This is a genomic window from Micromonospora sp. NPDC048947 (assembly GCF_040649495.1).
In the GTDB taxonomy this organism is placed as follows: Bacteria; Actinomycetota; Actinomycetes; order Mycobacteriales; family Micromonosporaceae; genus Micromonospora; species Micromonospora alfalfae.
The window spans coordinates 17,154-40,550 of record NZ_JBEZFO010000002.1 but is presented as its reverse complement, the minus strand read 5'-3'; the positions used below and the strand labels follow the sequence as shown (position 1 = coordinate 40,550).

19 protein-coding genes and 2 tRNA genes are annotated in these 23,397 nt (G+C 68.9%); 12 read left to right on the top strand and 9 right to left on the bottom strand.

All coding sequences use genetic code 11. From position 1 onward, the window contains the following. Positions 1-18: 18 nt before the first annotated feature. Positions 19-729 (bottom strand): class I SAM-dependent methyltransferase, encoded by a 711-nt coding sequence (locus tag AB0B98_RS03520; protein ID WP_357360646.1) that lies wholly within the window; start codon positions 727-729, stop codon positions 19-21. A 314-nt stretch (positions 730-1,043) separates the two neighbouring features. Between AB0B98_RS03520 and AB0B98_RS03515 the strand changes: the two genes are divergently transcribed. Beyond that, complete coding sequence (locus AB0B98_RS03515) at positions 1,044-2,777, top strand: hypothetical protein (RefSeq protein WP_357361113.1); 1,734 nt, start codon at positions 1,044-1,046, stop codon at positions 2,775-2,777. 30 nt (positions 2,778-2,807) lie between these two features. Here AB0B98_RS03515 and AB0B98_RS03510 read toward each other — a convergent pair whose 3' ends face one another. Next, positions 2,808-3,584, bottom strand: coding sequence for a hypothetical protein (locus AB0B98_RS03510; RefSeq protein ID WP_357360644.1), 777 nt, complete (start codon positions 3,582-3,584; stop codon positions 2,808-2,810). 326 nt (positions 3,585-3,910) lie between these two features. On the opposite strand from AB0B98_RS03510, the gene AB0B98_RS03505 reads away from it, so the two are divergent. Beyond that, positions 3,911-5,440 carry a peptide deformylase gene (locus tag AB0B98_RS03505; RefSeq protein ID WP_357360642.1) on the top strand — a complete coding sequence of 510 codons (1,530 nt, stop codon included), beginning with the start codon at positions 3,911-3,913 and terminating at the stop codon, positions 5,438-5,440. A gap of 67 nt (positions 5,441-5,507) precedes the next feature. Here the strand turns inward: AB0B98_RS03505 and AB0B98_RS03500 are convergent, their stop codons facing one another. After that, positions 5,508-6,623 carry a globin domain-containing protein gene (locus AB0B98_RS03500; protein ID WP_357360640.1) on the bottom strand — a complete coding sequence of 372 codons (1,116 nt, stop codon included), beginning with the start codon at positions 6,621-6,623 and terminating at the stop codon, positions 5,508-5,510. A gap of 144 nt (positions 6,624-6,767) precedes the next feature. On the opposite strand from AB0B98_RS03500, the gene AB0B98_RS03495 reads away from it, so the two are divergent. After that, positions 6,768-7,538, top strand: a complete 771-nt coding sequence (locus AB0B98_RS03495; protein WP_357268260.1) for a CPBP family intramembrane glutamic endopeptidase — start codon at positions 6,768-6,770, stop codon at positions 7,536-7,538. Between the two features lie 4 nt (positions 7,539-7,542). On the opposite strand, the gene AB0B98_RS03490 is transcribed toward AB0B98_RS03495, so the two are convergent. Beyond that, complete coding sequence (locus AB0B98_RS03490; protein WP_357360638.1) at positions 7,543-8,391, bottom strand: hypothetical protein; 849 nt, start codon at positions 8,389-8,391, stop codon at positions 7,543-7,545. Positions 8,392-8,964: 573 nt separating this feature from the next. Between AB0B98_RS03490 and AB0B98_RS03485 the strand changes: the two genes are divergently transcribed. From AB0B98_RS03485 to AB0B98_RS03470, 4 genes are all read left to right on the top strand, one after another. Continuing rightward, positions 8,965-9,055: transfer RNA gene (locus AB0B98_RS03485), tRNA-Ser, on the top strand. A gap of 35 nt (positions 9,056-9,090) precedes the next feature. After that, a tRNA-Arg gene (locus AB0B98_RS03480) sits at positions 9,091-9,163 on the top strand. A 571-nt stretch (positions 9,164-9,734) separates the two neighbouring features. Beyond that, positions 9,735-11,051 (top strand): MFS transporter, encoded by a 1,317-nt coding sequence (locus AB0B98_RS03475; protein ID WP_238668921.1) that lies wholly within the window; start codon positions 9,735-9,737, stop codon positions 11,049-11,051. Between the two features lie 38 nt (positions 11,052-11,089). Continuing rightward, positions 11,090-12,112 carry a 3-oxoacyl-[acyl-carrier-protein] synthase III C-terminal domain-containing protein gene (locus tag AB0B98_RS03470; protein WP_357360636.1) on the top strand — a complete coding sequence of 341 codons (1,023 nt, stop codon included), beginning with the start codon at positions 11,090-11,092 and terminating at the stop codon, positions 12,110-12,112. A 10-nt stretch (positions 12,113-12,122) separates the two neighbouring features. Here the strand turns inward: AB0B98_RS03470 and AB0B98_RS03465 are convergent, their stop codons facing one another. The 5 genes from AB0B98_RS03465 to AB0B98_RS03445 form a co-directional block, all read right to left on the bottom strand. Beyond that, a complete protein-coding gene (locus tag AB0B98_RS03465; RefSeq protein ID WP_357360634.1) occupies positions 12,123-12,995 on the bottom strand; it encodes a hypothetical protein in 873 nt (290 codons plus the stop codon). 49 nt (positions 12,996-13,044) lie between these two features. Continuing rightward, positions 13,045-13,992, bottom strand: coding sequence for a carbohydrate kinase family protein (locus AB0B98_RS03460; protein ID WP_357360632.1), 948 nt, complete (start codon positions 13,990-13,992; stop codon positions 13,045-13,047). Positions 13,993-14,038: 46 nt separating this feature from the next. Next, positions 14,039-15,232 carry a methionine adenosyltransferase gene (gene metK / locus AB0B98_RS03455; protein WP_357360630.1) on the bottom strand — a complete coding sequence of 398 codons (1,194 nt, stop codon included), beginning with the start codon at positions 15,230-15,232 and terminating at the stop codon, positions 14,039-14,041. A 64-nt stretch (positions 15,233-15,296) separates the two neighbouring features. Further along, positions 15,297-17,030: a thiamine pyrophosphate-binding protein gene (locus AB0B98_RS03450; protein ID WP_357360628.1), complete on the bottom strand. Its 1,734-nt coding sequence runs from the start codon at positions 17,028-17,030 to the stop codon at positions 15,297-15,299. Positions 17,031-17,050: 20 nt separating this feature from the next. Further along, entirely contained in the window at positions 17,051-17,431 is a 381-nt protein-coding gene (locus AB0B98_RS03445) for a nuclear transport factor 2 family protein (RefSeq protein ID WP_357360626.1), read from the bottom strand. Between the two features lie 653 nt (positions 17,432-18,084). Here AB0B98_RS03445 and AB0B98_RS03440 point away from each other — a divergent pair. The 5 genes from AB0B98_RS03440 to AB0B98_RS03420 all read left to right on the top strand — a co-directional run bounded on the left by AB0B98_RS03440 (position 18,085) and on the right by AB0B98_RS03420 (position 23,326). Beyond that, positions 18,085-18,780 carry a methyltransferase domain-containing protein gene (locus AB0B98_RS03440; RefSeq protein ID WP_238668928.1) on the top strand — a complete coding sequence of 232 codons (696 nt, stop codon included), beginning with the start codon at positions 18,085-18,087 and terminating at the stop codon, positions 18,778-18,780. A 14-nt stretch (positions 18,781-18,794) separates the two neighbouring features. After that, a complete protein-coding gene (locus AB0B98_RS03435; RefSeq protein WP_357360624.1) occupies positions 18,795-19,844 on the top strand; it encodes a saccharopine dehydrogenase in 1,050 nt (349 codons plus the stop codon). After that, positions 19,841-20,992 (top strand): saccharopine dehydrogenase family protein, encoded by a 1,152-nt coding sequence (locus tag AB0B98_RS03430; protein ID WP_357360622.1) that lies wholly within the window; start codon positions 19,841-19,843, stop codon positions 20,990-20,992. The genes AB0B98_RS03435 and AB0B98_RS03430 overlap by 4 nt, the downstream gene beginning before the upstream one ends. A gap of 109 nt (positions 20,993-21,101) precedes the next feature. After that, positions 21,102-22,091 (top strand): DMT family transporter, encoded by a 990-nt coding sequence (locus AB0B98_RS03425; RefSeq protein WP_357360620.1) that lies wholly within the window; start codon positions 21,102-21,104, stop codon positions 22,089-22,091. Next, a complete protein-coding gene (locus tag AB0B98_RS03420; protein WP_357360618.1) occupies positions 22,088-23,326 on the top strand; it encodes an ATP-grasp domain-containing protein in 1,239 nt (412 codons plus the stop codon). Before AB0B98_RS03425 ends, AB0B98_RS03420 begins: the two co-directional genes overlap by 4 nt. Positions 23,327-23,397: the final 71 nt, after the last annotated feature.

Genomic DNA, 23,397 nt, shown 5'->3' with positions numbered 1-23,397 from the left:
GGGCGGGGCGGGACGGGGTCAGGCTGGGACGCGGGCTACGGCGAAGACGGACTGGCCGAAGGGCGGGAGGACCAACTGCTCGGCGGCCTTGGTGGCGGGCAGGACCAGGGTGTCGTACACCTTGACCATGGGGCCCTCCTTCGGCATCAGCCGGAAGACCTTGGTGGCCATGAAGTAGCCGATCAGCCCGAGCGCGTTGGCGTAGTGCATCTTCTCGATGGTCAGGCCGGCTTCGGTCATCGCCGCCCCGAGCGTCTTCTTCGTGTAGCGGCGGACGTGCCCGGTGGCGATGTCGGCGGGGCCCATCGCGAACTGGAACGCGGGCACGATGATGATCACGGCGCCGCCGGGTCGGACCAGGTCGCGCATGCTCTGAAGCGCGCCCACGTGGTCCTCGATGTGCTCCAGCACGTTGTACGAGACGGCCGCGCTGTAGTCGCCCCGGTCGTTGTGCGGCAGCAGCATCTGCCGGACGTCGATGTTCGGACGGTCGGCGAGGCGCTCCTTGAGCTGCACCAGCCGGTCCGGGTCGGCCTCGGTCGCGGTGAACCGCGGCAGCCGCTCGGACCATTCCAGCGCGTAGTCACCGAGGCCGCTGCCGATCTCGATCGGGTCGTCGCCGAGGTACGGCACGGCCAGTTCGATGAACCAGCGACGGTGGTTGACAGCGGTTGCCAGGCCTTCCAGCACCTCGGACTGCACGCGCTGATCCCCAGTGATTTCTGCCATGCGTCGATTCCTCACGATATGAACTCGACCCGAGCCTGGACCGACAGAGTGAATCATCCGCTGAGACGGCGAAAGAATCGAGGCATCGGGGTGGCCGAATTGTGGTCGGGGGGTGGGTTCGTGATCGGCGGTCGGCGAACCCGGCACATAGTACGGCAGTACCCCGAAACATGTCACGGCGGTGCCATACGCTGACTACCCTATGAATTGTCATGACTACTCCTGAACCGGACGTGCCCAGCGACAGTGGCGGCCCGGCCGCCGCGTCGTCGGCGGAGGGGGCCTCCGGCGCTGTTCGGCCTTCCCGCAGGGGGATGTGGGCCGATCTGGCCGCCGTGCTGAGCTTCGTGCTGCTCGGCTTCTGGGTCACCTGTCGACTCTGGCTGGACCCGGGCAGCGATGTGCGGGACAACCAGTCGGATCAGTCGCAGTTCGAATGGATGATGGCTCACGGTACGCGAGTCGTCACGCACTTTGCGTACCCGTTCCATTCCAATCAGATGAACGTCCCCGACGGCGTCAATCTGATGGCCAATACGTCCGTATTATCCATTTCATTGCCAATGACGCCGATCACAGTGCTGTTTGGGCCGCGGGCGTCATTTCTGATCTTTCTCACCGCCGGCATGATTGCCACAGCCACGGCCTGGTATTTCCTGCTCTCCCGGGTCCTGATCGGCAGTCGGGGGCCGGCGTGGCTGGGCGCCGGCTTCTGCGCGTTCGCGCCGGCCATGGTGTCGCACGCCAATGGGCACCCGAACATCGTGTCGCAGTTCGTCGTCCCGTTGATCATTTGGCGCACGCTGCGACTCGCTGAACCGGGCCGCTGGCTGCGCAACGGGGTCCTCCTCGCGCTGGTCATCGTCTGGCAGGCGTTCCTCAACCTGGAGATCCTGCTGATGACCGCGATCGGGCTCGGCGTGATCGTCGGGGTGCTCGCCCTCAGGCGCGCGGATCTACGGTCGAGGGCCCGATCCTTTCTCGCCGGGCTGGCCGTCGCCGCCGGGGTCGCCGGGCTCCTGCTCGCGTACCCCCTGTACGTCCAGTTCTTCGGACCTGGCGCGTACTCCGGGCTGTCCCGCCTGATCCGCGGCTACTCCAGCGACGTGGCCTCGTTCGTCGCGTACTCCAGGGAATCGTTGGCCGGTAGCGCGCGCACCGCCGCGGGCCTGGCCAAGAACCCGACCGAGGAGAACAGCTTCTTCGGTTGGGCGCTGGTGGTGCTGGTGATCGCAGTGGTCTGGTGGTTGCGCCGCTCGATCGTGGTGCTCGCGTTGGCCGCGCTCGGGTTGCTCTTCGCGGTGCTCTCGCTGGGTCGGGAGGTCCGCTTCGACAATCGGGGTACGGGTGTGCCGGGCCCGTGGGCGGCGCTGGAGAACCTGCCCATCCTGCACTCGGTGGTGCCGACACGCTGGGCGTTGGCGATCACCCCGATCATCGGGCTGCTGCTCGCCTACGCCGCCGAACGGGCCCGCGAGTTGGCCGAGGCCCACCCGGCCGCTCGGGGGCAGGTCCGCTTCGTCACCGCCACCGTGCTCACGATGGCCCTGTTGCCGATCCTCCCCACCCCGCTGCCCGTGGCCCACCTCGACCCGGTCCCCAGCTTCGTGACCAGTGGGGCGTGGCGGCCGTACGTGGCCGGTGGGCGCAGTGTGGTGACCCTGCCGTTGCCGGACACCACCTACGCCGAGCCGCTGCGCTGGTCTGCGTCGACCCGGCTGGACATGCCGCTGGCCCGTGGTTACTTCCTCGGCCCGGACACCCGCCCGAACGCCGATCCGCCGAAGGTCGCGTTGTTCGGTGCGACTCCTCGACCCACAAGCAGCTTCTTCGCCACCATCAGGCGCACCGGGGCGGTGCCGCCGATCACCCCGCAGAGCCGGGTCCGAGCGGTCGACGACCTGCGCTACTGGCGGGCCGGGGTGGTCATCCTCGGGCCACACGAGCACGAGGAAGCGCTGCGCCGGGGCATGACGGAGCTGACCGGGATCCAACCGGTCTTCACCGGCGGCGTGTGGGTGTGGGATGTCCGGTCGTTCACCGACTGAGCGAGCAGTATGGCCCAGCCTGCCCGGGCCCTAGCGGACGCAGCAGCCCTGGCAGACCTTCGGGCGGGGGAGGGTGAAGGCGAGGCAGCAGGTGCGGCGCTGCACTGTCGGCTCACCGGTCGGCCCCGGCACCAGCTCGATCAGGTCGGCCAGGTCGAGTGCGCCGAGCAGTGTGTCGATGCTCTGCACAGTGGAGCCGGGCAGGGCGTCCGCAGCCCGCAGGATGCCGTGCGCGATGCCGGAGGCTACCGAGCCGAGCAGCGTCCGGGTGCCCACCCGGACCTCGGACTGGATCGCCGTGATGAGCGGCGCCAGGTGGGCGTCGAGCAGGGACGCGCGTAGCGCGGCCAGCAGCTCCGCCTCGTCGGCGACGACCCGCACCTCCGGCAGGCCGGCCAGCGCCAGCGGGTCGTTCGGCAGCACCGCCACCGTGGTGCCCCGGCGAATGCCCATTGTGAGCAGCTGCCGATGGTCCTCGAAGTGGATCAGCAGGTCGGCCGGAGCGAGCAGCGGCACCCGCCGGGCGGAGGCCCAGCCGAGCACCACCGGCAGCGCGGCCCAGTAGCTGTAGGACTTCCAGGCCAGCGCCGCGCAGGCGTGCGGGGTGCCGCCCCAGCGGACGGCGGCGCCGTTCAGCAACTCCGGCAGTCGGCTGCCGTCGACCAGGGTGGTGGCGGGCGTCCAGCCGAGCTCGTCGTCGACCAGCAGGCCCCGGGCGAGGCCGGGGAGGTCGTCGGTGCCGAACATGGCCCGGAGCGCCGCGGTGACGGGGGCGAGCGGCGTGGTGGCGGCCTCCCGCCGTGGCATCACCGCTGTCACCCGAATCGTCCCCTGTCTGTGTGACCGAGGAGTGCGCCCCGGCGGACGAACCAGTGCCGTCCTGAGCTAAGGCTAGCCTAACCACGCCCGCGGCCGTAAGGGAAGGCTCACCTTGGTCACATCTCGGAGGCCCAGGTCACCCAGTGTTCGACGGGAGTAGCGCTCCGCGTACTACCCGGAGTCAGTGCTGGGAAACGCCGCCGCACGATCGATGGCCGTCGGTGAATTGTCAAGCGGTGTGTCGAAAACATGCCACTTGCGTGTGTGCTCGCGCACGGAACGTGAAACTTATAGCCCCGGCCACGAGGAAGCTGATGACTACCTCACCCCTCGAACGGGCTGCCGACTCCTTCGCGGCCGAACTCGCCCGGCAACGGACCGGGCGCGGGCTGTCCAAGAAGCAACTGGCCGTCCTGATGGGGTTCGACCCGTCCTACGTGAGTCACGTCGAGGGGCGCCGGCACCGCCCAACCGAGGACTTCGCCCGCCGCGCGGAGGCAGTCCTGGAGGCGAGCGGCGCGATCTGGCAGCGTTTCCGGGAGTACGACGACCTACGGCACGCCCGGGCGGGTCAGCCGCACCGCGAGCCGTACCTGCCGGGCCAGTGGCTGCCACCCGGCACCGGCCTGGTCGTGGAACGGGAACTGGCCACCCTCACCCACGCCGACGACGGCTACCGGTGCGTCATCCACCGTGAGCTGTACAACGCCGGCACCGAGCCGGTCACCCGCTACCTGGTCCGGGTCGCCGTCGACCGCTACCCGAACGACCCCGGCCGCTCCAACCGGCACCATCGGGAGCACCCCCTCACCTTCGCCGAGCTGCAGATACAGGCCCGTCGAGACGACGGTGGCGGAGACCCGGAGCCGATGCACTGGCGAGCCAAGCACGATCGGGACGCGTTCAAGGAGATCTGGCTGCTCTTCGAGAACGGGGAGCGACGCTTCCCCCTCTACCCGGGCGACCGGGCCACCATCGAGTACGCGTACAGCGTCGGGCACGAGAAGTGGGGCCCCTGGTTCCAGCGAGCCGTCCGACTGCCCACCCGGCAGCTCGCCGTACGCCTGGACCTGCCCGTGGCCCTCGACCCGCAGGTCTGGGGCGTGGAGACCTCGCTCAGCGCGGAGGAGGGCCCGCTGCGGACGGCGCCGCAGCGTCACGACGAGGGCGAACGGGTGATCTACGACTGGCAGACCGACGACCCCCCGTTGAACGCCCGCTACCGGATGCAGTGGCGGTTCCGTGCCCGACCGGACACCGAACCGGACATCGGCCCCGGCGGCGCCCGGGTCCGACCCAGCGACCGGATGCGCGGCCTCGGCATCGTGCAACGCGGGGACGACCTGCTCCGCCAGCGGGCCCGCCCGTTCGACCTGCCCGGGGAGGAACACGTCGCCCGGGACGTGGTCGACCGGCTCACCATGGCCCTGGCCCGGCTCGACGAGCTACACCCGTTCAGCAAGGGGGTGGGCGTCGCCGCCCCGCAGTTCGGCATCGGCCGGGCGGCGACCGTGGTGCGGCCCCCCGACCGGTCGGCGGAGCCGGTCGTGCTGCTCAACCCCCGGGTGGTCGACGCCGACCCGGAGACCGACGAGCAGTACGAGGGCTGCCTCTCCTTCTTCGACCACCGAGGTCTGGTGCCCCGGCCGCTGCGACTGGACGTGGAACACGCCCAGTGGGACGGCAGCCGGATCATCACGTCGTTCGAATTCGGCATGGCCCGGCTGGTCGCACACGAGATCGACCACCTGGAGGGCCGGCTGTACGTCGACCGGATGGCACCCGGCGTGCCACTGGTGCCGGTGGAGGAGTACCGCGAGACCGGGCACCCCTGGCGCTACTGACCAGGAAGGGCCGGGGCGCGTGCCCCAGGGGGCAGGGGCACGCGCCCCGGTGTGGGGGGAGGAACGTCTAGAGGTCACCGAAGGTGTCGTAACGGATGTGCGGCGGCGGCACATCGTCCGCAGCGAGCACCCGCAGGGTGGACCGGACCATCCGGGCGGCACCGGAGACGAAGCAGTCGTGCGTGGTCCACGGGCCGTACCGGGCCACGACCTCCGGGATCTCGCCCTGCTCGCCGTCGAAGTCCGGATCCTCACTGCACGCGGCGGTGACCGACAACCACGGGTGTACTGCCACCAACTCCTGCAACCCGTCCAGGCCGTACAGGTCGGCCGCCTGCCGGGCACCGTAGAAGACGTGCACCCACCGGGTCCGGTTGAAGGTGGCCAGCTCCTCCACCAGCGCCTTGATCGGCGCCAGCCCGACGCCGCCGGCCACGCAGAGGATGTCCCGTTCCGAGGCGCGGTCCAGGGTCATCGACCCCATCGGCGCCGCCAGGCGGAGCAGGTCACCCGGCCGCACCCGCCGCACCAGGGCACCGGACACCCAGCCGGCCCCCGGAGACCGCACGTGGAACTCCAGCACGTTGTCGTCGTTCGGGGCGTTCGCCACCGAGTAGTTGCGCCACACCCGGGGGTGGAAGCGCGGCACCTCCAGGCTCACGTACTGCCCCGCCTGCCAGCGCAGCGGATGCTGCAACGCCCGGCAGGTCAGCACGGCGGTGTCCGGGCCGTACCGCTCGTGGGTCAGCACTTCGGCGTGCCAGAACGGCGGATCGTCGTCGGAGGCCGCGCCAGCCACCATCACGGCGGCGATCGCCGCGTACGCCTCCCGCCACGCCTGGTCGTACTCCAGGTTCCAGCCGTCGCCGGCGGTACTGCGCAGCGCGTCCAGCAGCGCGACGCCCATCGTGGCGTAGTGCCGCTCGTCGACGTGGTACTTGCGATGGTCGCGGCCCAGCGCCCGGAGGAACTCGTCGAAGCTCTCCGGGTCGTCGACAGTGTGGATCGCCGTGATGATCGCTTCGAGTAGACGGTCGCCCTGGCCGGTCATCTGTACCGGGAAGAGTTGCCGCAGGGCGGGGTCGAGCAGGAACAGCCGAGCGTAGAAGTGACCGCTCAGCCGGACCCGGTCGTCCTCAACCAGGGTCCAGCTCTCCTTCAGCAACCGCGCGAGGTTGTCCACTGACGCTCCTTCTCCAGACGGCAACGGATCGGGCGCCCATAGAATCTCCACGGAGCGTGTCGACTGGTCGCACAGAATGTGCGATCGGCTCATGGTGGCCGGTCGGCCATGTCACGGATGCCGCACGTCGGGCAGAGTGGTGCGGTGACAGTTGAGCTGACCCGCCCGGTGTCCCGCCGACTGCTGGGCACCGAGACGCTGCTGGTCCTCGGCCTGTCCCTCGGCCAGTCCGCGATCTACGCGGTGGTCTCGATCATCGCGAAGTTGACCGCCGACGGTCCGCTCTCCAAGCAGACCGCCTCGCTGAACACCTCGGCGTCGGCCCGCCCCTGGCTGGACCTCACGTACCAACTGCTCGGCATCGTGTTCGCGCTGCTGCCGGTGCTGCTCGCCGTACACCTGCTCAGCCGTGACCCCGGCGACCCGGCGCGGACCCTCGGCCTGGACGCCCGGCGGCCCGGTCAGGACGTGGCGCGCGGCGCCGGCCTGGCGGCGCTCATCGGCCTACCCGGGCTGGCGCTGTTCTGGGTGGCGGCCCACCTGGGCCTCAACGCCACGCTGGTGCCAGCCGCGCTGCCGGACGTCTGGTGGACGGTTCCGGTGCTGATCCTCGCCGCCGTGCAGAACGCCGTGCTGGAAGAGGTGATCGTGGTCGGTTACCTGGTCACCCGGCTGCGTCAGCTCCAGTGGCGGCTGGCCGCGATCATCGCGGCCAGTGCGCTGCTGCGTGGCTCGTACCACCTCTACCAGGGCTTCGGCGCGTTCGTCGGCAACGCGATCATGGGCGTCGTGTTCAGCCTCTTCTACCTGCGCACCCGGCGGGTGATGCCGCTGATCATCGCGCACACGGTGCTCGACGTGTTCGCCTTCGTCGGCTACGCGCTGCTGCCCCGGGAGTGGTTCGACTGGCTCTGACCCGTCAACGCCGGTCAGGTCGGTAAACCGCCACCGTGCGGGCCGCGAGCCGGTCGGCCGCCGCCGCGTCACCCAACGCCGCTGCGAGCACCGCCGCGCCCGGCAGCAACCGGGCCACCAGCCGCAGCGCCACCCAACCACCGGCCTGCGCCGTGAGCGGCGCGGCCAACCGCCAAGCCGCCTCCGCCGCCCGCGGCCACGCCCCCTCGACCGGGTCACCAGCCGTCTCGGCGGCGGCCAGAGCCGCCGCCGCGCTCGCCCGATCCGGGTGCACCTGGGTCAGCACCAGCAGGTCGACGGCCCGGTCCGGATGCGTCGGATCCTTGCCGTACGCCGCGGCCAGGTGCAGCACCAGCTCCGAGTGCGTCCACAGCACCGCCACCAACTCGGCCAGCGGCGCGAAGAAGCCGGCCAACGCGGAGGCCGCCCCACCCGCACCCGCCGAGCGGACGAACCGCCGGGCCGCCAACCGGGCCAGGCCGTCCGCCGAGGCGTCCGGATAGCGGTCGCGCAACCCAGCGGCCCACCCGGCCGCGCCGGGCCCGAACGTCCGCACCGCAGCCAGAGCCAACAGCTCCGGTGCGAAGCCAGGGTGGTCGAGCACGCGCGCGGCGACCGCGCGCAGCTCCGATTCCGGGGTACGCCCCAGAGCCGGCTCAGCCTGCCGCACGGCGGGTGCCGCCGGTGCCAACTGGGGCTCGGCGGGCGCCGTCTGTTGCTCGGATGGTGCCGTCTGCTGTGCGTGCACGGGTTCGGGGGCGGGCTCTGTCGGCGTGGTGCTAGTGCGTGGGGTGACCGCGCGTTTGGTGGTCTTCGCGGCGCGCTTGCGCGGCGCCGGCGTGGTCGGGGTCACCTCTGCGGGCGTCCCGGCTGCCGTCCGAGGGGCAGCCTTGCGAACGGGAGCGGTCCGGGCCTTCGGCGGTGTCCGCGCGACGCCTGCTGCGGGGGCTGTTGCGGGGCCTGCTTGATCGCCGTCCGGCTGTTGCGGCTGTTCCGCGCTCGCCTCGGTGGTCAGCTCGGTCGGTGCGCGCCGAGGCTGTCGAGGCAGGGGGCGGTCCGGCTCCGGAGGCTGAAAGAGCACCAGCGGGGCAGCCTTGGCCCGTCGAGGACGCTGGCCCGCCGGGGCGGCTGACGGCGGTGCCGGCGTCTCAGCCGACTCCACCGTTTCGGTGGGCTCCTCAGCCACTGTCGGCGGCCGGAAGGTGGCCCGTGGGGAGCGCTGACGTGCTCGTTCAGCAGGCTCTCGACGGGTCGACTCGCTGGGCGGCTGCTCCTGCATATCGATGGAGCGTAGTCCCGATCACGCCGGCGCACAGCGTGGAAACACGGAGGGCCGACGGGTCGCGGTGGGCGTACCCCGGAAGTCGTTTTGCTCCCGGTGGGTGGCGACCTGTATCCTCGGGCGCGGTGGTCTGAGGATCACCAGGGAGACTTCGCCTAGTCTGGTCTATGGCGCCGCACTGCTAATGCGGTTGGGGTCTTAAAGCCCCTCCCGGGTTCGAATCCCGGAGTCTCCGCGCGAAAGCCGGGTGTGTAGACTGGCTGAGCACAAGCGCCCGTAGCTCAATGGATAGAGCATCTGACTACGGATCAGAAGGTTAGGGGTTCGAGTCCCTTCGGGCGCACAGAGCAGGGAAAGCCCCCGACCAGCCAAACGGCAGGGTCGGGGGTTTTTTCGTATCCGGCCAAGGTCAGCGCCTGGACGCTCGTGGGAGCCGTGCTGGGAGCAGCGGGGTGCCCTGAGCCAGCATCAATGACGCCCCGGATCCTTGCATCTGCGCGCCGCGCAACCGTGCCGCATCGGCAGTGAACAACCGGTGGGGTGTGACAGCTGCCCCCGCTTCCCCCGGACGGGGACCGCCGATGCCAACGAGGTGGCCTACGACGCCTCGGCCGGCCGACGGACGGGTGGCCGCCCAGCGTGTGCCACCGACCGTTGCGGATGGTGAGAGCTACTTCACAGCCGTGCTGTGGGACATCCATTGTCGCCGCTGCGCCGTCGATCTAGGATCCGAACACGGATCGCTGTGGGTCAATCAGACCGTTGCCTTGGACTGTTTCCCGCGAGCGTTGTGGTGCCGAACATCGGGGGAAGGGTCGGCGAATGATTCGACATGCGCACTTGACGATGCGAATGGACGCCCGTGAGGATCGCCATGCGGGCTCAATTCGGGGTAGCGCCGATATCGCGGCCCAATGGAATATGCCCGCCACGATTGTTCGCGGCCGACGGCGTTGAACCGGTTACTCGGACTCGACCTGCATCTGATCCGCCGGCTGTCCCGTGGCAGAGCCGCCCGGGCCTTCCTGCTGGCGGTCTTCATCGACGCGGCGGGTCGGGGGATCTTCCTCACCGGGTCGATCCTCTTCTACACGCAGGTCATCGGACTGACCAGCACGCAGGTGGGCACCGGCCTGTCGATCGCGGCGCTCTGCGGGCTGGTCTGCGTCGTACCCATCAGCCGGCTCGCCGATCGGGTCGGAGCGCCCCGGATGCTCATCGTGCTCCAGTTGTGGCGCGCTGCCGGCTTCTTCGCCTATCCGCTGGTCGACGATTTCAGCGGATTCCTGATAGCGGCGTGTTTCATCGGCATGGCCGAGAACGCGGCCACCCCCCTGCTGCAATCCATTGCCGGTTCGATCGCCGAGGACGACACGCCGGTCGGGACGATGGCAGCCGTTTCGGTGGTGCGCAACACGGCCTACTCCCTCGCTACGCTGGCAGCCACACTCTTTATCACCCTGGCCGACGCGTCGGCGTACATCGGATTTGTACTGGTCAACGCAGCGGCTTTCTTGATCACCGCATTCTTGCTGCTGCGGGTGCGCTCGGAGCTACCGCGGGGTGTCGCGGTACGCGAGCGCGGTGCCAGTGTCGGGGCACTTCCCTGGCGGGACCTGCGATTCGTGTCGCTGACCCTGCTCAACGGCATTCTGTTCCTGCACGCTGCGATCCTGGGTGTCGCGCTGCCGCTGTGGATCGTGACGCAGACGTCGGCACCCAAGCCGGTCGTCGGAGTCGTGTTGCTCATCAACACCGTCCTCGCCGTTGCGCTGCAGGTCCGATTCAGCCGTGGTGGTGACGACCTCGGTCATGCCGGTCGGCTTCAGCGCCGCGCGGGTGTGGCCCTCGCGGTGTTCTGCGTCCTGGCCGCGGTGTCGGGCGGGTTGGGCGACGTGGGCGCGACGGTTGTTCTGCTCCTCGCCGCGGTGGCGTTGACCTTCGGGGAGCTGTGGCAGTCGGCCGGAGGATGGGGCGTGTCCTTCGGGCTGTCCCCGGTTGATCGACGCAATTTCTATCTCGGTCTCTACAACCTTGGCGCGGGTGGCTTCGCGGTCATCGGCCCAGGGCTGCTCACCGTTGCCGTCGTCGGTCGCGGGCCGGTCGGCTGGCTGGTCCTGGGAGCCGTCCTTCTCGTCGCCGGGGTGCTCACATCGGTGCTCACACAGCGTCCGCCGCGTTCCCGGGAACCCGGTGACGCCGGGGTGCCCAGCCGGGCCGGAGGGGCCTGACCCGAGCGTGGAGTACCGCCACGAAGGAAGGAAGTGCCATGCCGCCCGTGCAATTCGGTGTCGTCTCGCTGGGTGCCGCGTTGGGGGAACCGCAGGATGTCGCTGAGGTGGCACCGAGCTACGTGAAGGATCCCGAGCGTGTGATGGCGTGGGGCTATCGCACGTTCCATCGGGTCGTCGACGGAACCACGTCGGCGCACCTCGGCGCCCGAGCGGCCACCCAGGCGTTGGAGCGGGCGCGGATCGAGGTCGGCGAGATCGATCTGCTCGTGGTGGCCGCCAGCGACGTCCCTGACTACCTGCAGTGGGACGTCTCCTCGGCGGTGGCCCGGGAGTTGGGGATGGTCGGGACGCCGACCCTGCTGCTCACTCAGGCCTGCGCCGCCACGGTGACGGCGTTCCAGCAGATCGCGGGGACCTTCGCCGTCCGTGACGACGTGCGGACCGTCCTCCTCGTCGCGATCAACCAGGTCAGTGAGGGGCACGCCAACCGGATGAACACCAACACGTGTGTCTCCAGCGACGGGGCCGCCGCCGCGGTGTTGAGGCGGAACCACGCGACGTTGCGGTGGCTGGCGACCGACCAGTTCACTGATCCCGAATGCGTCGACTTCTTCCGGGTGGAGTACGGCGGGGCGGCGGCACCGATCGCCCCGGAGGGCCTCGGCAACCTCGAATTTGACCGGCTCGCCGCCGTCTACCGGCAGTTCCGCCGTGACCCCGACCACTTCACACGGTTCACCCGCGAGTTGAACCAGCGGGTCGCCCTGGTCGTGGACAACGCCTTCGCGCGCTCCGGTGTCGACCGGGCCCGGCTGACCCGGCTGATCTACCTCAACGACAACTACAAGGCGATGGTCGACGTGGCCGAGGCGGTCGGCTTGCCGCTCGATCGGACCAACTTCGAGCTGGGGGCGTCAATCGGCCACTGTGGCGCCGCTGACCAGCTGATCTGCCTGGACACCTATGTCGAGCGCGGCGATCTGCAGAAGGGCGACGTGGTGGCACTGGCCGGCATCGGGTACGGCATGCACTGGTTCTGTACCCTCCTGGAGGTCTGACCGCCTCCGCTCATCGCGGCAGAGAGGCCGCGATGAGGTGCATCTCCTTCTCCGGCTCCAGGTACTCGGCCCGAATCTCGATGGAACGCAGCTGCCCGAGGCTGCTGACATGTGTGCCGCCACACGGCATCGTCGCCACCGGCGAGATCTCACAGCGCCAGACCCGTTCCGCAGTGAAGCTGTCCGACGATCCGACGAGATGAACCGGGGCATCGGCGGCGACCCAGGAGGCCAGCAGATCGTTGGCGCGAGCGAGGTACGTGTCGAGGCCGGCGAGCATCCGGGCGTGGTCGAAACCCTTGCGTCGCAGAGACTTGCCCAGGCGATAACGGTCCACGCTGCTGCCCAGGTCGTGCCGGCTGTCGATCAGCGCGGCGGCGTCGAAGTTGCGGCTTCCCCGGGAATCCCGGGGCGCGTCCTTGCTCCACAGTTCTTCGGTGGCCTCGTTGAACGCGTACGCCACCAGATGGCACCCGGTGTGGGCGGCGCTCAACCACCGACGCCGATGATCGTCCACCGTCAGCTGGGCGGTCCGACCGACCCAGGACTCCTCCGGTTGCTTGACGATGAGGTGAGCGACAGCGAACACGTGCTCGATGTCGCCACGGCGTGCGGTCACCTCAGGCCCGATGGACACGGCACCGTCGGCCGGCCGGAACGTGACGATCTGCGTGTCGACGACCGGGGTGACCTGATCGCCCACTGTCAGGTTGCCGTGATCTCCCGGTTGGTCCGGCCAGGCGGCGTCGACCGGGTGGAACGGGGTCGCGTCGGTGACGACGGCCCAGCGCCCGGAGCCGGCCGGCAGGACCGCCTCGATCCGCGCTTCAGCGGCAGTGTCACCCCGGTGATAGGAGATCCGGGTCTCGGTGATCTCGTACAAAGCTTCTCCATCGAGCAACATGTGCGCAGTGCCTTCGACAGTGGGGCGTTCAGCTGGCGTCGGTGCGGCCGACGGCCGCACGCACGGCATCGGCCAGGTCGATACGGTAATGCTTGGCGAGCTCGGCGCAGAGCTGTTCGACAGTCACGTCGTATTGTTGACCACCTTCGTGTTGCAGGGCGTACCAGGCGAGCTGACATCCGATCGCGGCGGCGTCGATGTGCGACAGGCCCCAGTCGATGCCGGCGAAGAATCCGGCTCGGAAGGCGTCGCCACCGCCGGTGGGGTCGACCACCACCGGGACCGACGCGGCGGGCACCGTGGCGTCGCCGTTTTCGTCGCGGATCCGTACGCCTCGCGGGCCGAGTGTGGTCACCACGGTGCCGACCAGTCCGAGCAGACCCTTCTCGGTCAGTTCGCACTTCTCCAGAAGCAGGTCGAACTCGTATTCGTTGGTCAACAGGTAGCGGGCCCCCGTGATGAAGGCACGCAGTTGCTCACCCGGCATCCCGGCGATCTGCTGCGACGGGTCGGCCGCGAAGGGCCAGCCGGCCTGCCGGCAGCAGGCTGCGTGTCTCAGCATGGCGGCCGGCGAGTCGGGCGAGATGATCACCAGGTCCGGTGCGGCTCGGTCGGCACCGACGACGGCGGCCAGGTCCAGGCGATGGGCCTCGGCCATCGCGCCGGGATAGAAGGACGCGATCTGGCACTGCTGCTCGTCAGTGGTGCAGATGAAACGGGCCGTGTGCTCGCCATCGACGAGGAGCACTGGCGAGCAATCGACGCCGTGCCGTTCCAGGAACGATCGGTAGTCGGCGAAGTCGCGCCCGACCGCGCCGACCAGGCTCGGCCGGAGACCGAGCCTGCTCATGCCGTACGCGATGTTGGCGGCAACGCCACCACGACGGATCACCAGTTCGTCGACCAGGAAGGACAGCGACACCGCGTGCAGGCGGTCCGCGAGGAACTGATCGGAGAAGCGGCCGGGGAAACGCATCAGGTGATCCGTGGCGATCGATCCGGTGACGTAGAGCCGCCCCATATCAGCTGGTCGCCGCGCTCTTCAGGTCGGCGGCGCGGTCAGTGCGCTCCCACGTCAGGTCCGGCAGCTCACGGCCGAAGTGGCCGTACGCGGCGGTCTGCTGGTAGATCGGACGCAGCAGGTCCAGGTCGCGGATGATCGCGGCCGGACGCAGGTCGAACACCTCCTTGATCGCCTTTTCGATCCGCTCGGCCGGCACGTTCTCGGTCCCGAACGTCTCCACGAACAAGCTCACCGGGTGGGCCTTACCGATCGCGTAGGCCACCTGCACCTCGCACCGCTCGGCCAAGCCGGCCGCAACCACGTTCTTGGCGACCCAGCGGGTCGCGTACGCCGCCGAACGATCCACCTTCGACGGGTCCTTGCCGGAGAACGCGCCACCACCGTGACGGGCGTAACCGCCGTACGTGTCGACGATGATCTTTCGGCCGGTCAGGCCCGCGTCACCCATCGGACCGCCGATCTCGAACCGGCCCGTGGGGTTCACCAGCAGCCGGTAACCCTCGACGTCCAGGCCGAGGGCCTCCAGCTCGGGAGCGATGACGTGGTCGCTGACGTCCGGCGTCAGCAGCGACTCCAACGAGATGTCGGCGGCGTGCTGCGACGACACCACCACCGTGTCCAGGCGCACCGGACGCAGACCGTCGTACTCGATGGTGACCTGCGTCTTGCCGTCGGGACGCAGGTAGGGGATCGTCCCGTCCTTGCGGGTGGCCGACAGCCGGCGGGCCAGGCGGTGCGCCAGCGCGATCGGCAGTGGCATCAGCTCTGGCGTCTCCGAGCAGGCGAACCCGAACATCATGCCCTGGTCCCCGGCGCCCTGGCTGTCCAGCGAGTCGGCGGTCCCACCCTCGCGCTTCTCGATGGCGGCATCGACACCCTGCGCGATGTCGGGCGACTGCGAGCCGATGGAGACGCTCACGCCGCAGGAGGCGCCGTCGAAGCCCTTCTTCGACGAGTCGTAACCGATCCGCAGGATCGTGTCGCGAACGATGCCGGGAATGTTGGCGTAGGCCTGCGTGGTGACCTCACCCGCCACGTGCACCTGGCCCGTGGTGATCAGGGTTTCCACCGCGACGCGGCTCCGCGGGTCCTGTGCGAGCAGGGCGTCGAGAATTCCGTCGCTGATCTGGTCAGCGATCTTGTCCGGGTGGCCTTCCGTGACCGACTCGGAGGTGAACAGGCGGCGTGCCACGACGTTTTCCTTTCGATATCGACGCGTTCCAGGGTCAGGCGCGCCGGCGGAGGGGCAAAGGTCTTCAGTGGATCGGGCGCTGCGTGGCGGTGCCGGCGATTGCTGCCTGCCACGCCTCCACCGGCGGCGGATTGTCCATGTGCTCGGGAACCCGGACGTGGATGACGGACGGACCACTCCCGGTGGCCGCCTCCTTGATCATCACGCTGAGCTGTTCCGGGTCGAACGCTCGTGCCGCGGGCAGTCCCATGCCGTTGGCGAGCAGGACGGGGTCGATACGTCCGGGGTCGACCGCGAAGTAGCGCCCGCCGGCGTAAAGGTGCTGGATCATCTTGATCCAGCCGAGGGAGGTGTTGTCCAGGACCACGTAGGTGATCGGCAGCCCGAGCCGGCCGGCCGTCTCCCAGTCGCCGAGACCCATCGCCACGCTGCCCTCTGTGGTGAGGCAGAGGATCCGCTCGCCGGGGTGCGCTACGGCAACGCCGATCGCGGCCGAGATGGCGAAGCCCAGTGGCCCGTGACCGCGAGGGATGACGACTCGCCACCCGTCGCCGGACGATTCCCAGAACGAGGCGAGGAACGGCGTGGGAGTTCCGGCGTCCGCCACGACCCAGGTGGACCCGCCGAATTCGGCATGCAGCGCACGAACCACGTCCCGCGGCTGAAGCCGCTGGTCACCGGGGTCCGGCAGTGGCGACGAGTTCGCCGTGACCCACAGTTGCCGGGCGGTGGCGAGAGCCTGGATCCGATCGGCGCGCGTCTGCTCGTCGGCGGCGGGCAGCGCCTGGCGGAGCTGGTCGAGAGCCGTCCCGACGTCCGCGATCAGGGGCGTGCTTCCGGGGTAGTTGCGTCCGGCCCGCTGCGGAGAGAGGTCGATGTGCGCGATCCGGGTGCCGGAGCGTGGGGGTGCCGTGAAACTGGCCGTGTCGGTGGCGTTCGCGCGGGTTCCCGCGAAGAGGACGAAGTCGGAGTTGCGTAGATAGTCGTTGGCGTACTCCCGGGCGCCGTTGGCGCCGACGACGCCGAGGGCGAGTGGGTGGTCCTCGGCGAGGGCGCCCTTGCCGTGGATGGAGGTGCCGACCGGAATGGCCGCGTGCTCCGCGAGGTCGGTGAGGGCGCGCCAGGCACCGGACAGGTGTACGCCGCCGCCGACGACGATCGCGGGGCGTGCGGCCTGTGCGATCTGTCCGGCCACCGTGTTCACCGCCTCGGTCGGGGCGAGGGGGCGTGCGGCGGGAACTGTGCTGCTGCCGGTGGCGACGGGCAGGTCGGCGGTCTCCTCCAGAACGTTCTCCGGGATGATCAGCACTACCGGGCCGGGACGACCGCTCGTAGCTGCGGCGACGGCCTCCGCGACCGCGCCGGGCAGGTCAGCTGCCTGGTCCACGGTTCGCCGCCACTTCGTCACGCCGCTGAACAGTGCCATCTGGTCGATCTCACTGATGGCGCTGGTGCCCCGGCTGCCATGCGGGTTGTCGGTGCTGATCGCCAGGATCGGGATGCCGGAAGCGAATGCCTCGCCCAGGCCGCTGGCCAGATAGACGGCGCCCGCGCCGCTGGGCGCTTCGCAGACCCCGAGGCGGCGGAGGGTACGGGCGTAGCCGTCAGCCATGTACGCCGCGTGGCGTTCGTCGCGGGCGAGCACGTGCCGGACGTCCTGCGGACGCCTCGCGATGACGTCGTAGAAGTGGATGCTGGTGTCTCCGGGGAAGCCGAAGATCGTGTTGACACCGTGCCGCACCAGCGCTTCGACCAGAAGTTCCGCGCCGGCGCGCGCCGCACCCTCAGCTGCGCTCATTGATCTCTCCATGGGAGTCGCTAGGCGAATGGGACGAAGAAGAAGGTCCGGCGGTAAGAGAACCGGCCGGATCCGGAAACGGTGAAGAAGTCGGCGAAGCCGATTGTCGAGTGCTGCCCGTCCAGGGTGATCCGGTCCGCAGTGCCGTGCACTGCCACCTCCGGCCCTTCTATGATCAAGGAAGAAAGGTTGTGCCGGCGGCTACGGATAGGTGGCTGGGAACGGTAGAACGCAGATATGGCCGATCGCCCGACAATGGACTTCTGGCCTGGTCTGTCGTAAATGGAGTCAGGTTCGAAGAGAAGCATCATCCCGTCGATGTCATCGGCGTCGACCCGACGGTAGTAGGTGCGCACCACGTCGTCGAGGTGAATCCGATTCATCATTTGCGGCACGGACATCTCCGGCAATTATTCGCGGCTCACCACAGAGCGGCTCCGGTCGTGGTGATCACCGGTCAGGGAGGGGTGACGGGCTGACGCGTTAGTGGACGAAATGCATGATCCGACATCATCCACACATTCGTTGCCCCGCTACGTGTGGCGCTCGTCACAGACGGTGCTCGTCAGAGGTGGCGGTGGCGTGGGGCGAGGTGACGCGGTGCCTCCATTGGCATCGATGCAAGTGATCTTAAAAGGTGGCGTTTCGTGTGCTGGGACGACATGTGTACGCGGCGGCCAAGGAGCTGCGACTTTGCAGGAATGTCACCCGCCGGACCTTCGGCACGATAGCTCATCGCGCGTCCGGTGTGGGGTACGTGGAGCGCTCTCCAGTCGCTGATCGGCATTTAGCCTGGGCGTCGAGTCGCCGTTCCCACATATTAGGAAACATTGCTTGCACAGCTTGGGGTGCATGTGCTTGCATCGATCTCTGTCGGGCTGGGGTCCGAACTGGCGAGAGTGGCCTGGTGCTTCCTGGTCGTCTCGATGCATACGGGGATTCTGACTAATCACTTGAACCGTCAAGGCGATGCGACGCGTCGATGTGTGCCACTGTGCACGCGTTCGTACTCGTCACGTGATTCTGTGAACAACCGGTAGCAAACGGGGGGAAAATGAGCACGGAAAGTCGGCAGAACACGGAACTTCTGGATTTTTATCGCCCGCAGGGCGACGGAGAGCCGAATCTCTTCGAGATCTGGGAGAAGGGCGGAGCCCGTGGCGACTCGGTGACGCCGTCGACCTACTCCAGCGAGTACCGCCGCTGGATGACGGGCGTCCTGGTGAACCAGTTGCGGAGCAACAAGGCCACCGGCCTGCTCAGCCTCGGCTGCGGAAACGCCGTGGTGGAGGCGGACACCGCCAAGGCCGGCTTCCGCGTGTATGCGGTGGACGCGCTGGAGGAGGCGGTCGATCTCGCTCGGGCCAAGGGCCTCGAGGCGCAGCAGGCGGACCTGAACACCTGGACGCCTGACGAGAAATGGTCGGTCATCTACATGGACGGCGTGCTCGGGCATCTGTACGACCCCGAGAACGGACTTCAGCCGATCCTGAAGCGCATCCACTCGTGGCTCGAACCGGGACCTGCCGGCGTGGCGTCGTTCGTGGCGTCCAACGACGACACCCAGAACGACTCCTGGGTGCAGGCGGCCTCGAACGTCAAGGGCTTCTACTGGCTGTCCACCGGCTACCTCGGCGAGCAGGCGCTCGCTGCGGGCTTCGACCGAGTCGAGATCCAGCACTTCCACTACCAGCGCCCGCAGTCGGGTCCGCGCCGGCGGTCCGTGGTCGTAGCACAGCTGCACGCCTGATCGGGAAGCGTGTGATGAGCGTTCTTGAGCTGTGGTTACGCGAAGAGATCAACCCGGACGAGCACCGTACCGTCCTGACCCCTGATGACGCCCGGGTGCTGATCGCCGACGGCGTGCGGCTGACCGTCGAGGAGTCGGCGCACCGAATCTTCGACACCGGGGAGTACGCGGCGGCCGGTGCCCGGATCGTCGCGGCCGGCACCTGGCCGGAGGCGTCGGCCGAGACCGTCATCGTGGGGCTCAAGGCCCCTGCCGACGAGCCGGAGCCGCTGCGTCACCGGCACATCTTCTTCGGGCACGCCTACAAGGGGCAGCGTGACGGGGCGGCGCTGCTGCGCCGCTTCCGGGCCGGTGGAACTCTGCTGGACCTGGAATACCTGACCGACGACTCGGGCCGCCGGGTCGCCGCGTTCGGCTACTGGGCCGGTTACGTTGGCGCGGCGTTGGCGCTCCTGCATTTCCGGGGCCGGCTCGTCCCGCCCCTACGGACGATGAGCCGCCCGGAACTGGACGAGGCTCTCGTCGCGTCCGGGAACGCCCGTGTACGGGCCTTGGTGATCGGTGCGCTGGGCCGGTGCGGCCGGGGCGCGCGAGACGCGCTGTCAGTGGGCGGAGTCGAGCCCACGGCGTGGGACGTCGCCGAGACCCGCGATCTCGACCGCCGGGCGATCCTCGACCACGATGTGCTGGTCAACACCGTGCTGTCGAACGAACTCGCGCCTCCGTTCGTGCGCCCGGAGGATCTCGACGACCCGGCTCGCACGTTGTCAGTGATCAGCGATGTGACCTGCGACGTGACGTCCGAGTTCAACCTCCTGCCGATCTACCGGAACCCGACCGACTGGGCCCGGCCGGTGCACCACCTGCGTGCCGAGCCCGCGCTCGACCTGCTCGCCATCGACAACCTGCCCTCGTTGCTGCCGCGTGAGGCGAGTGCGGCCTTCTCCGCCGACCTGCTGCCGCACCTGCGCACCCTGCCGGACGACACGCCGGTCTGGCGACGGGCGTACGACCGGTTCGCCGCCGCGACATCTGAACTCGATCTGATGGGAAGCCCGTCGTGACATCCACCCTCACTGAGCCGACCGGACGGGTTCACTGGCTCGGCACCGGTCTGTCGACCGGGAGCGGGCTCGCCCTGGTCTGCGCCACCGCTACCGGCACCACGGTCTGGGGACGCAGCCGCGAGAAGGCGCAGGCCTGTCTCGACCGGCTCGGGCTCACCGGCCAGGCCGACGCGCGGGAACTCGGCTGGGAAGCCCTCGCCGACGCCGTACGCCCTGGTGATCTCGTGGTCTCCATGCTGCCGGCCGCGGAGCACCCGACAGTGCTGCGGCTCTGCCTGCGCCAGTCGGCGCACTTCGCCAGTTCCAGTTACGTCTCCGCGGAGGTCGCCGAGTTGGCCGCCGACGCGCGACGAGCCGGGCTCGTGGTGCTGACCGACGCGGGGCTCGACCCCGGCATCGATCATCTGCTGGCTCATCGGCTCGTTCAGGCCGCAGAGAAGGCCCTCGGCGATACTCCGGCGACTGTGTCGTTCACGTCGTACTGCGGGAGCTTCCCCGCGGTGCCGAACGACTTCCGCTACCGGTTCAGCTGGGCGCCGCGGGGTGTCCTGACCGCCCTCGGCACCCCCGCCCGCTTCGTGGAGGGTGGCCGCGAGCTGACCGTCGACCGGCCGTACCGCGCCGCGGAGAAGCTTGTCCTGGGTGGCGAACCGTTCGAGGTCTACGCGAACAGGGACAGTATCCCCTACATCACCACATATCAGTTCCCTAAGTCCTGGGAGGTTGACACCTTCGTTCGCGGCACGGTCCGGCTCGACGGATGGACCGACGCCTGGCAGCCGGTCTTCGCTCAGCTGGAGAACGGCACCGCCGACGAGATCACCGCCCTGGCCGCGCGGCTGGCCGAGCAGTACCCGGCCACCAGCGAGGACCATGACCGGGTGGTCATGTTCGTACGGCTGGAGGCGGTCACCGGCGACGGAGCACGCTGGGCCGGCGAATACACGATGGACGTCCAGGGGGATGCCACCGAGAACGCGACACCTCGCCTGGTCTCCGTGGCCCTCGCCGGCGGGCTCGCCGAGTTGCTGGCCGGACGGTTGTCTCCCGGTCTGCACCAGGCGACCTCCGACCCCGGGTCGATCGACAGCTGGTTGGACTTCCTGTCCGCCAACGGCGTCGCCTGCCAGGAATATCTGCCATAGGCCGATGATCTGGTACATGGTTGGAATTCGATCGCCTCATGGTGTTCCGAAGTAAGTACACTTCGGACGGTCTGGCGCGGTTCACAGCCAGTTACGGGGAGGCCAGGACATGGCGCAGCAGTCGGAGACCGGGCAATCGGCGACGATTCGGCGTGGCATTCTGCCGCTGCTGATCTTCGCCGCGTTGACCGCCGCGATGGACGTGTACGGCAGCAACCGACTGCAGGTGGTCAGCCCGGAAAGCCTCACAGCGGTCTCCTTCACGCTGACGGCGGTCTTCTTCCTCGTCCTGGAGGTCGTGCGTAACGGCACAGCGTTCCTGACCATGCTGCGTGATTCACGCCACGACGTCATCGCCATCAACATCACCACCGCCGTGACGTGGCTCGCCACCTTCTACGCCCTCCGCAACCTGGAGCCCGCGGTAGTGAACGTGGTCGGCCTGGCCCTCGGTCCGGTGTTCATCCTCCTGACCGGCGCGATCCTGCGCCGGGGGGCGTCCGTCATCGCTGCGGAGGTCGTGGTCGCGTTGGGGATCTGCGTGTTCCTCAGCGTCCTGGTGTGGGGCTCCTTCACCGGTGAGACCGCCGTCGGGGACATCGGTGAGAGCACCGCCGCCTGGGGACTCTTCTTCTCGGTGGTGTGCGCGATCGGATCGGCGGCCAACATCACCTACATGAAGCGGCTCAGCGATCGCGGTCGCAGCCCGCAGGAGGTGCTGGCGGTGCGGTTCTTCCTGATGATCGCGATCGGGTGGGCGATGACCGCGACGAGTTCGCTGGACGAGGTGCGGGCCGCGCTCGTGCCCGGCGCCGTGGTGGCCGTCATCGGCATCGGGCTCCCGATCTACGTACTGCAGATCGGGATCAGGCACACCGAGCCCATCACCACGGCACTGATCGTCTCGCTGTCACCGATCTTCGCCTACTTCATGCAGTTCCTGGACGGCCGGCTGCAGCCCTCCCCACTGACCATCGTGGGAATCGTGGGCATCGTGGCACTCGCGACCGCCGGGACCCTGGCCCGGGCCCGCCACGACGGCCGATTGGTAACTGCGACCGTGCCGTCGGCGTACGACACCGACGGAGTCCGCCGATGAAGGAGTCCTCCATGAAATGCGCCATCGTCGACGCGTACGGCGCGGGCCGGCACCTGCCGGCAGCGCTGCGGCGTCGCGGCATTGAATTCATCCACATCCGCTCTGACGCTCCCGACTGGCGGCTCAGCTACCGGCCCGAGGAATTCACAGTCGACCTGAAGCACGAGGGTGACCTCGACGCCACAGTCGCCCGGCTCCGGGAGCACGACGTCGGCATCGTCGTGGCCGGCGCCGAGTCCGGGGTGTTGCTGGCCGACCAGATGTCCGCCGCCCTGGGCACGTCGGGCAACGGCATGCGGAATCCCCTGGCGCGGCGCGACAAGTTCGCCATGCACGAGGCGATCCGCGACGCCGGCCTGGCCGCCGCCGACGGCTTCCGGGCCGAGTCGGTCGACGAGATCCTCGGCTGGGCGGGTGACCGGGGGCAATGGCCGGTGGTTCTCAAGCCGCCGTCCAGTGCGGGCGGGGACAACGTCTACGTCTGCCACTCCCCTGACGAGATCAGGGACGCGTACGCGCGGATCACCGGCAACATCGACCGGTACGGCCGCCAGAACCGCCTCGTTCTGGTGCAACAGTTCCTGGCCGGCACCGAGTACTACGTCAACTCGGTCAGCCGGGCCGGTGTGCACCGGATCGTGGAGGTGTGGCGCTATCACAAGCGCTCCACCGGCGGTCGGACCATCTACGACTACGAGGACCTGCTGGCCTGGGATGACAGTGCGGCCCGGCAGATCGCCGACTACACCCTGGCGGTGCTGGACGCGCTTGAGATCCGTACCGGCGCAGGGCACACGGAGGTCATGCTGACCGCGTCAGGACCGGTTCTGGTCGAGTGCGGCGCCCGCCTGGGCGGCGGCCAGATGCCTGAGCTGTTGACCCGGTGCACCGGCACCAACCAGGTCGACAGCCTCGCCCTGGCGATCGCCGACCCTGAGGTCTTCACGCGTCAGGGGACCAGCGGTTATCGGCTCGACGCCAATTTGCGCTGCGTCAACCTGATCACCGAGCGCGACGGCGTCATGCCGGGCGCCGACGCCTGGGCGGCCGTCCGGGCGCTCCCGTCCTTCGACAGCCTGGTGCTCAACATCCCGGAGGGCACCCTCCTGTCGCCCACCACCGACATGGCCACCTGCCCGGGCACGCTCTACCTGTGTGCCCCCGACCGGCAGCAGGTCATCGCCGACTACGACCGGCTGCGCTCGCTGGAACTCGCCGGCCTCTACGGCAACTGATCAACACGTCTTCGCCTCGCCGCGGCACAGCACGACGCCGCGGTGAGGTACGGGGGTGCCCGCTGGCCTGA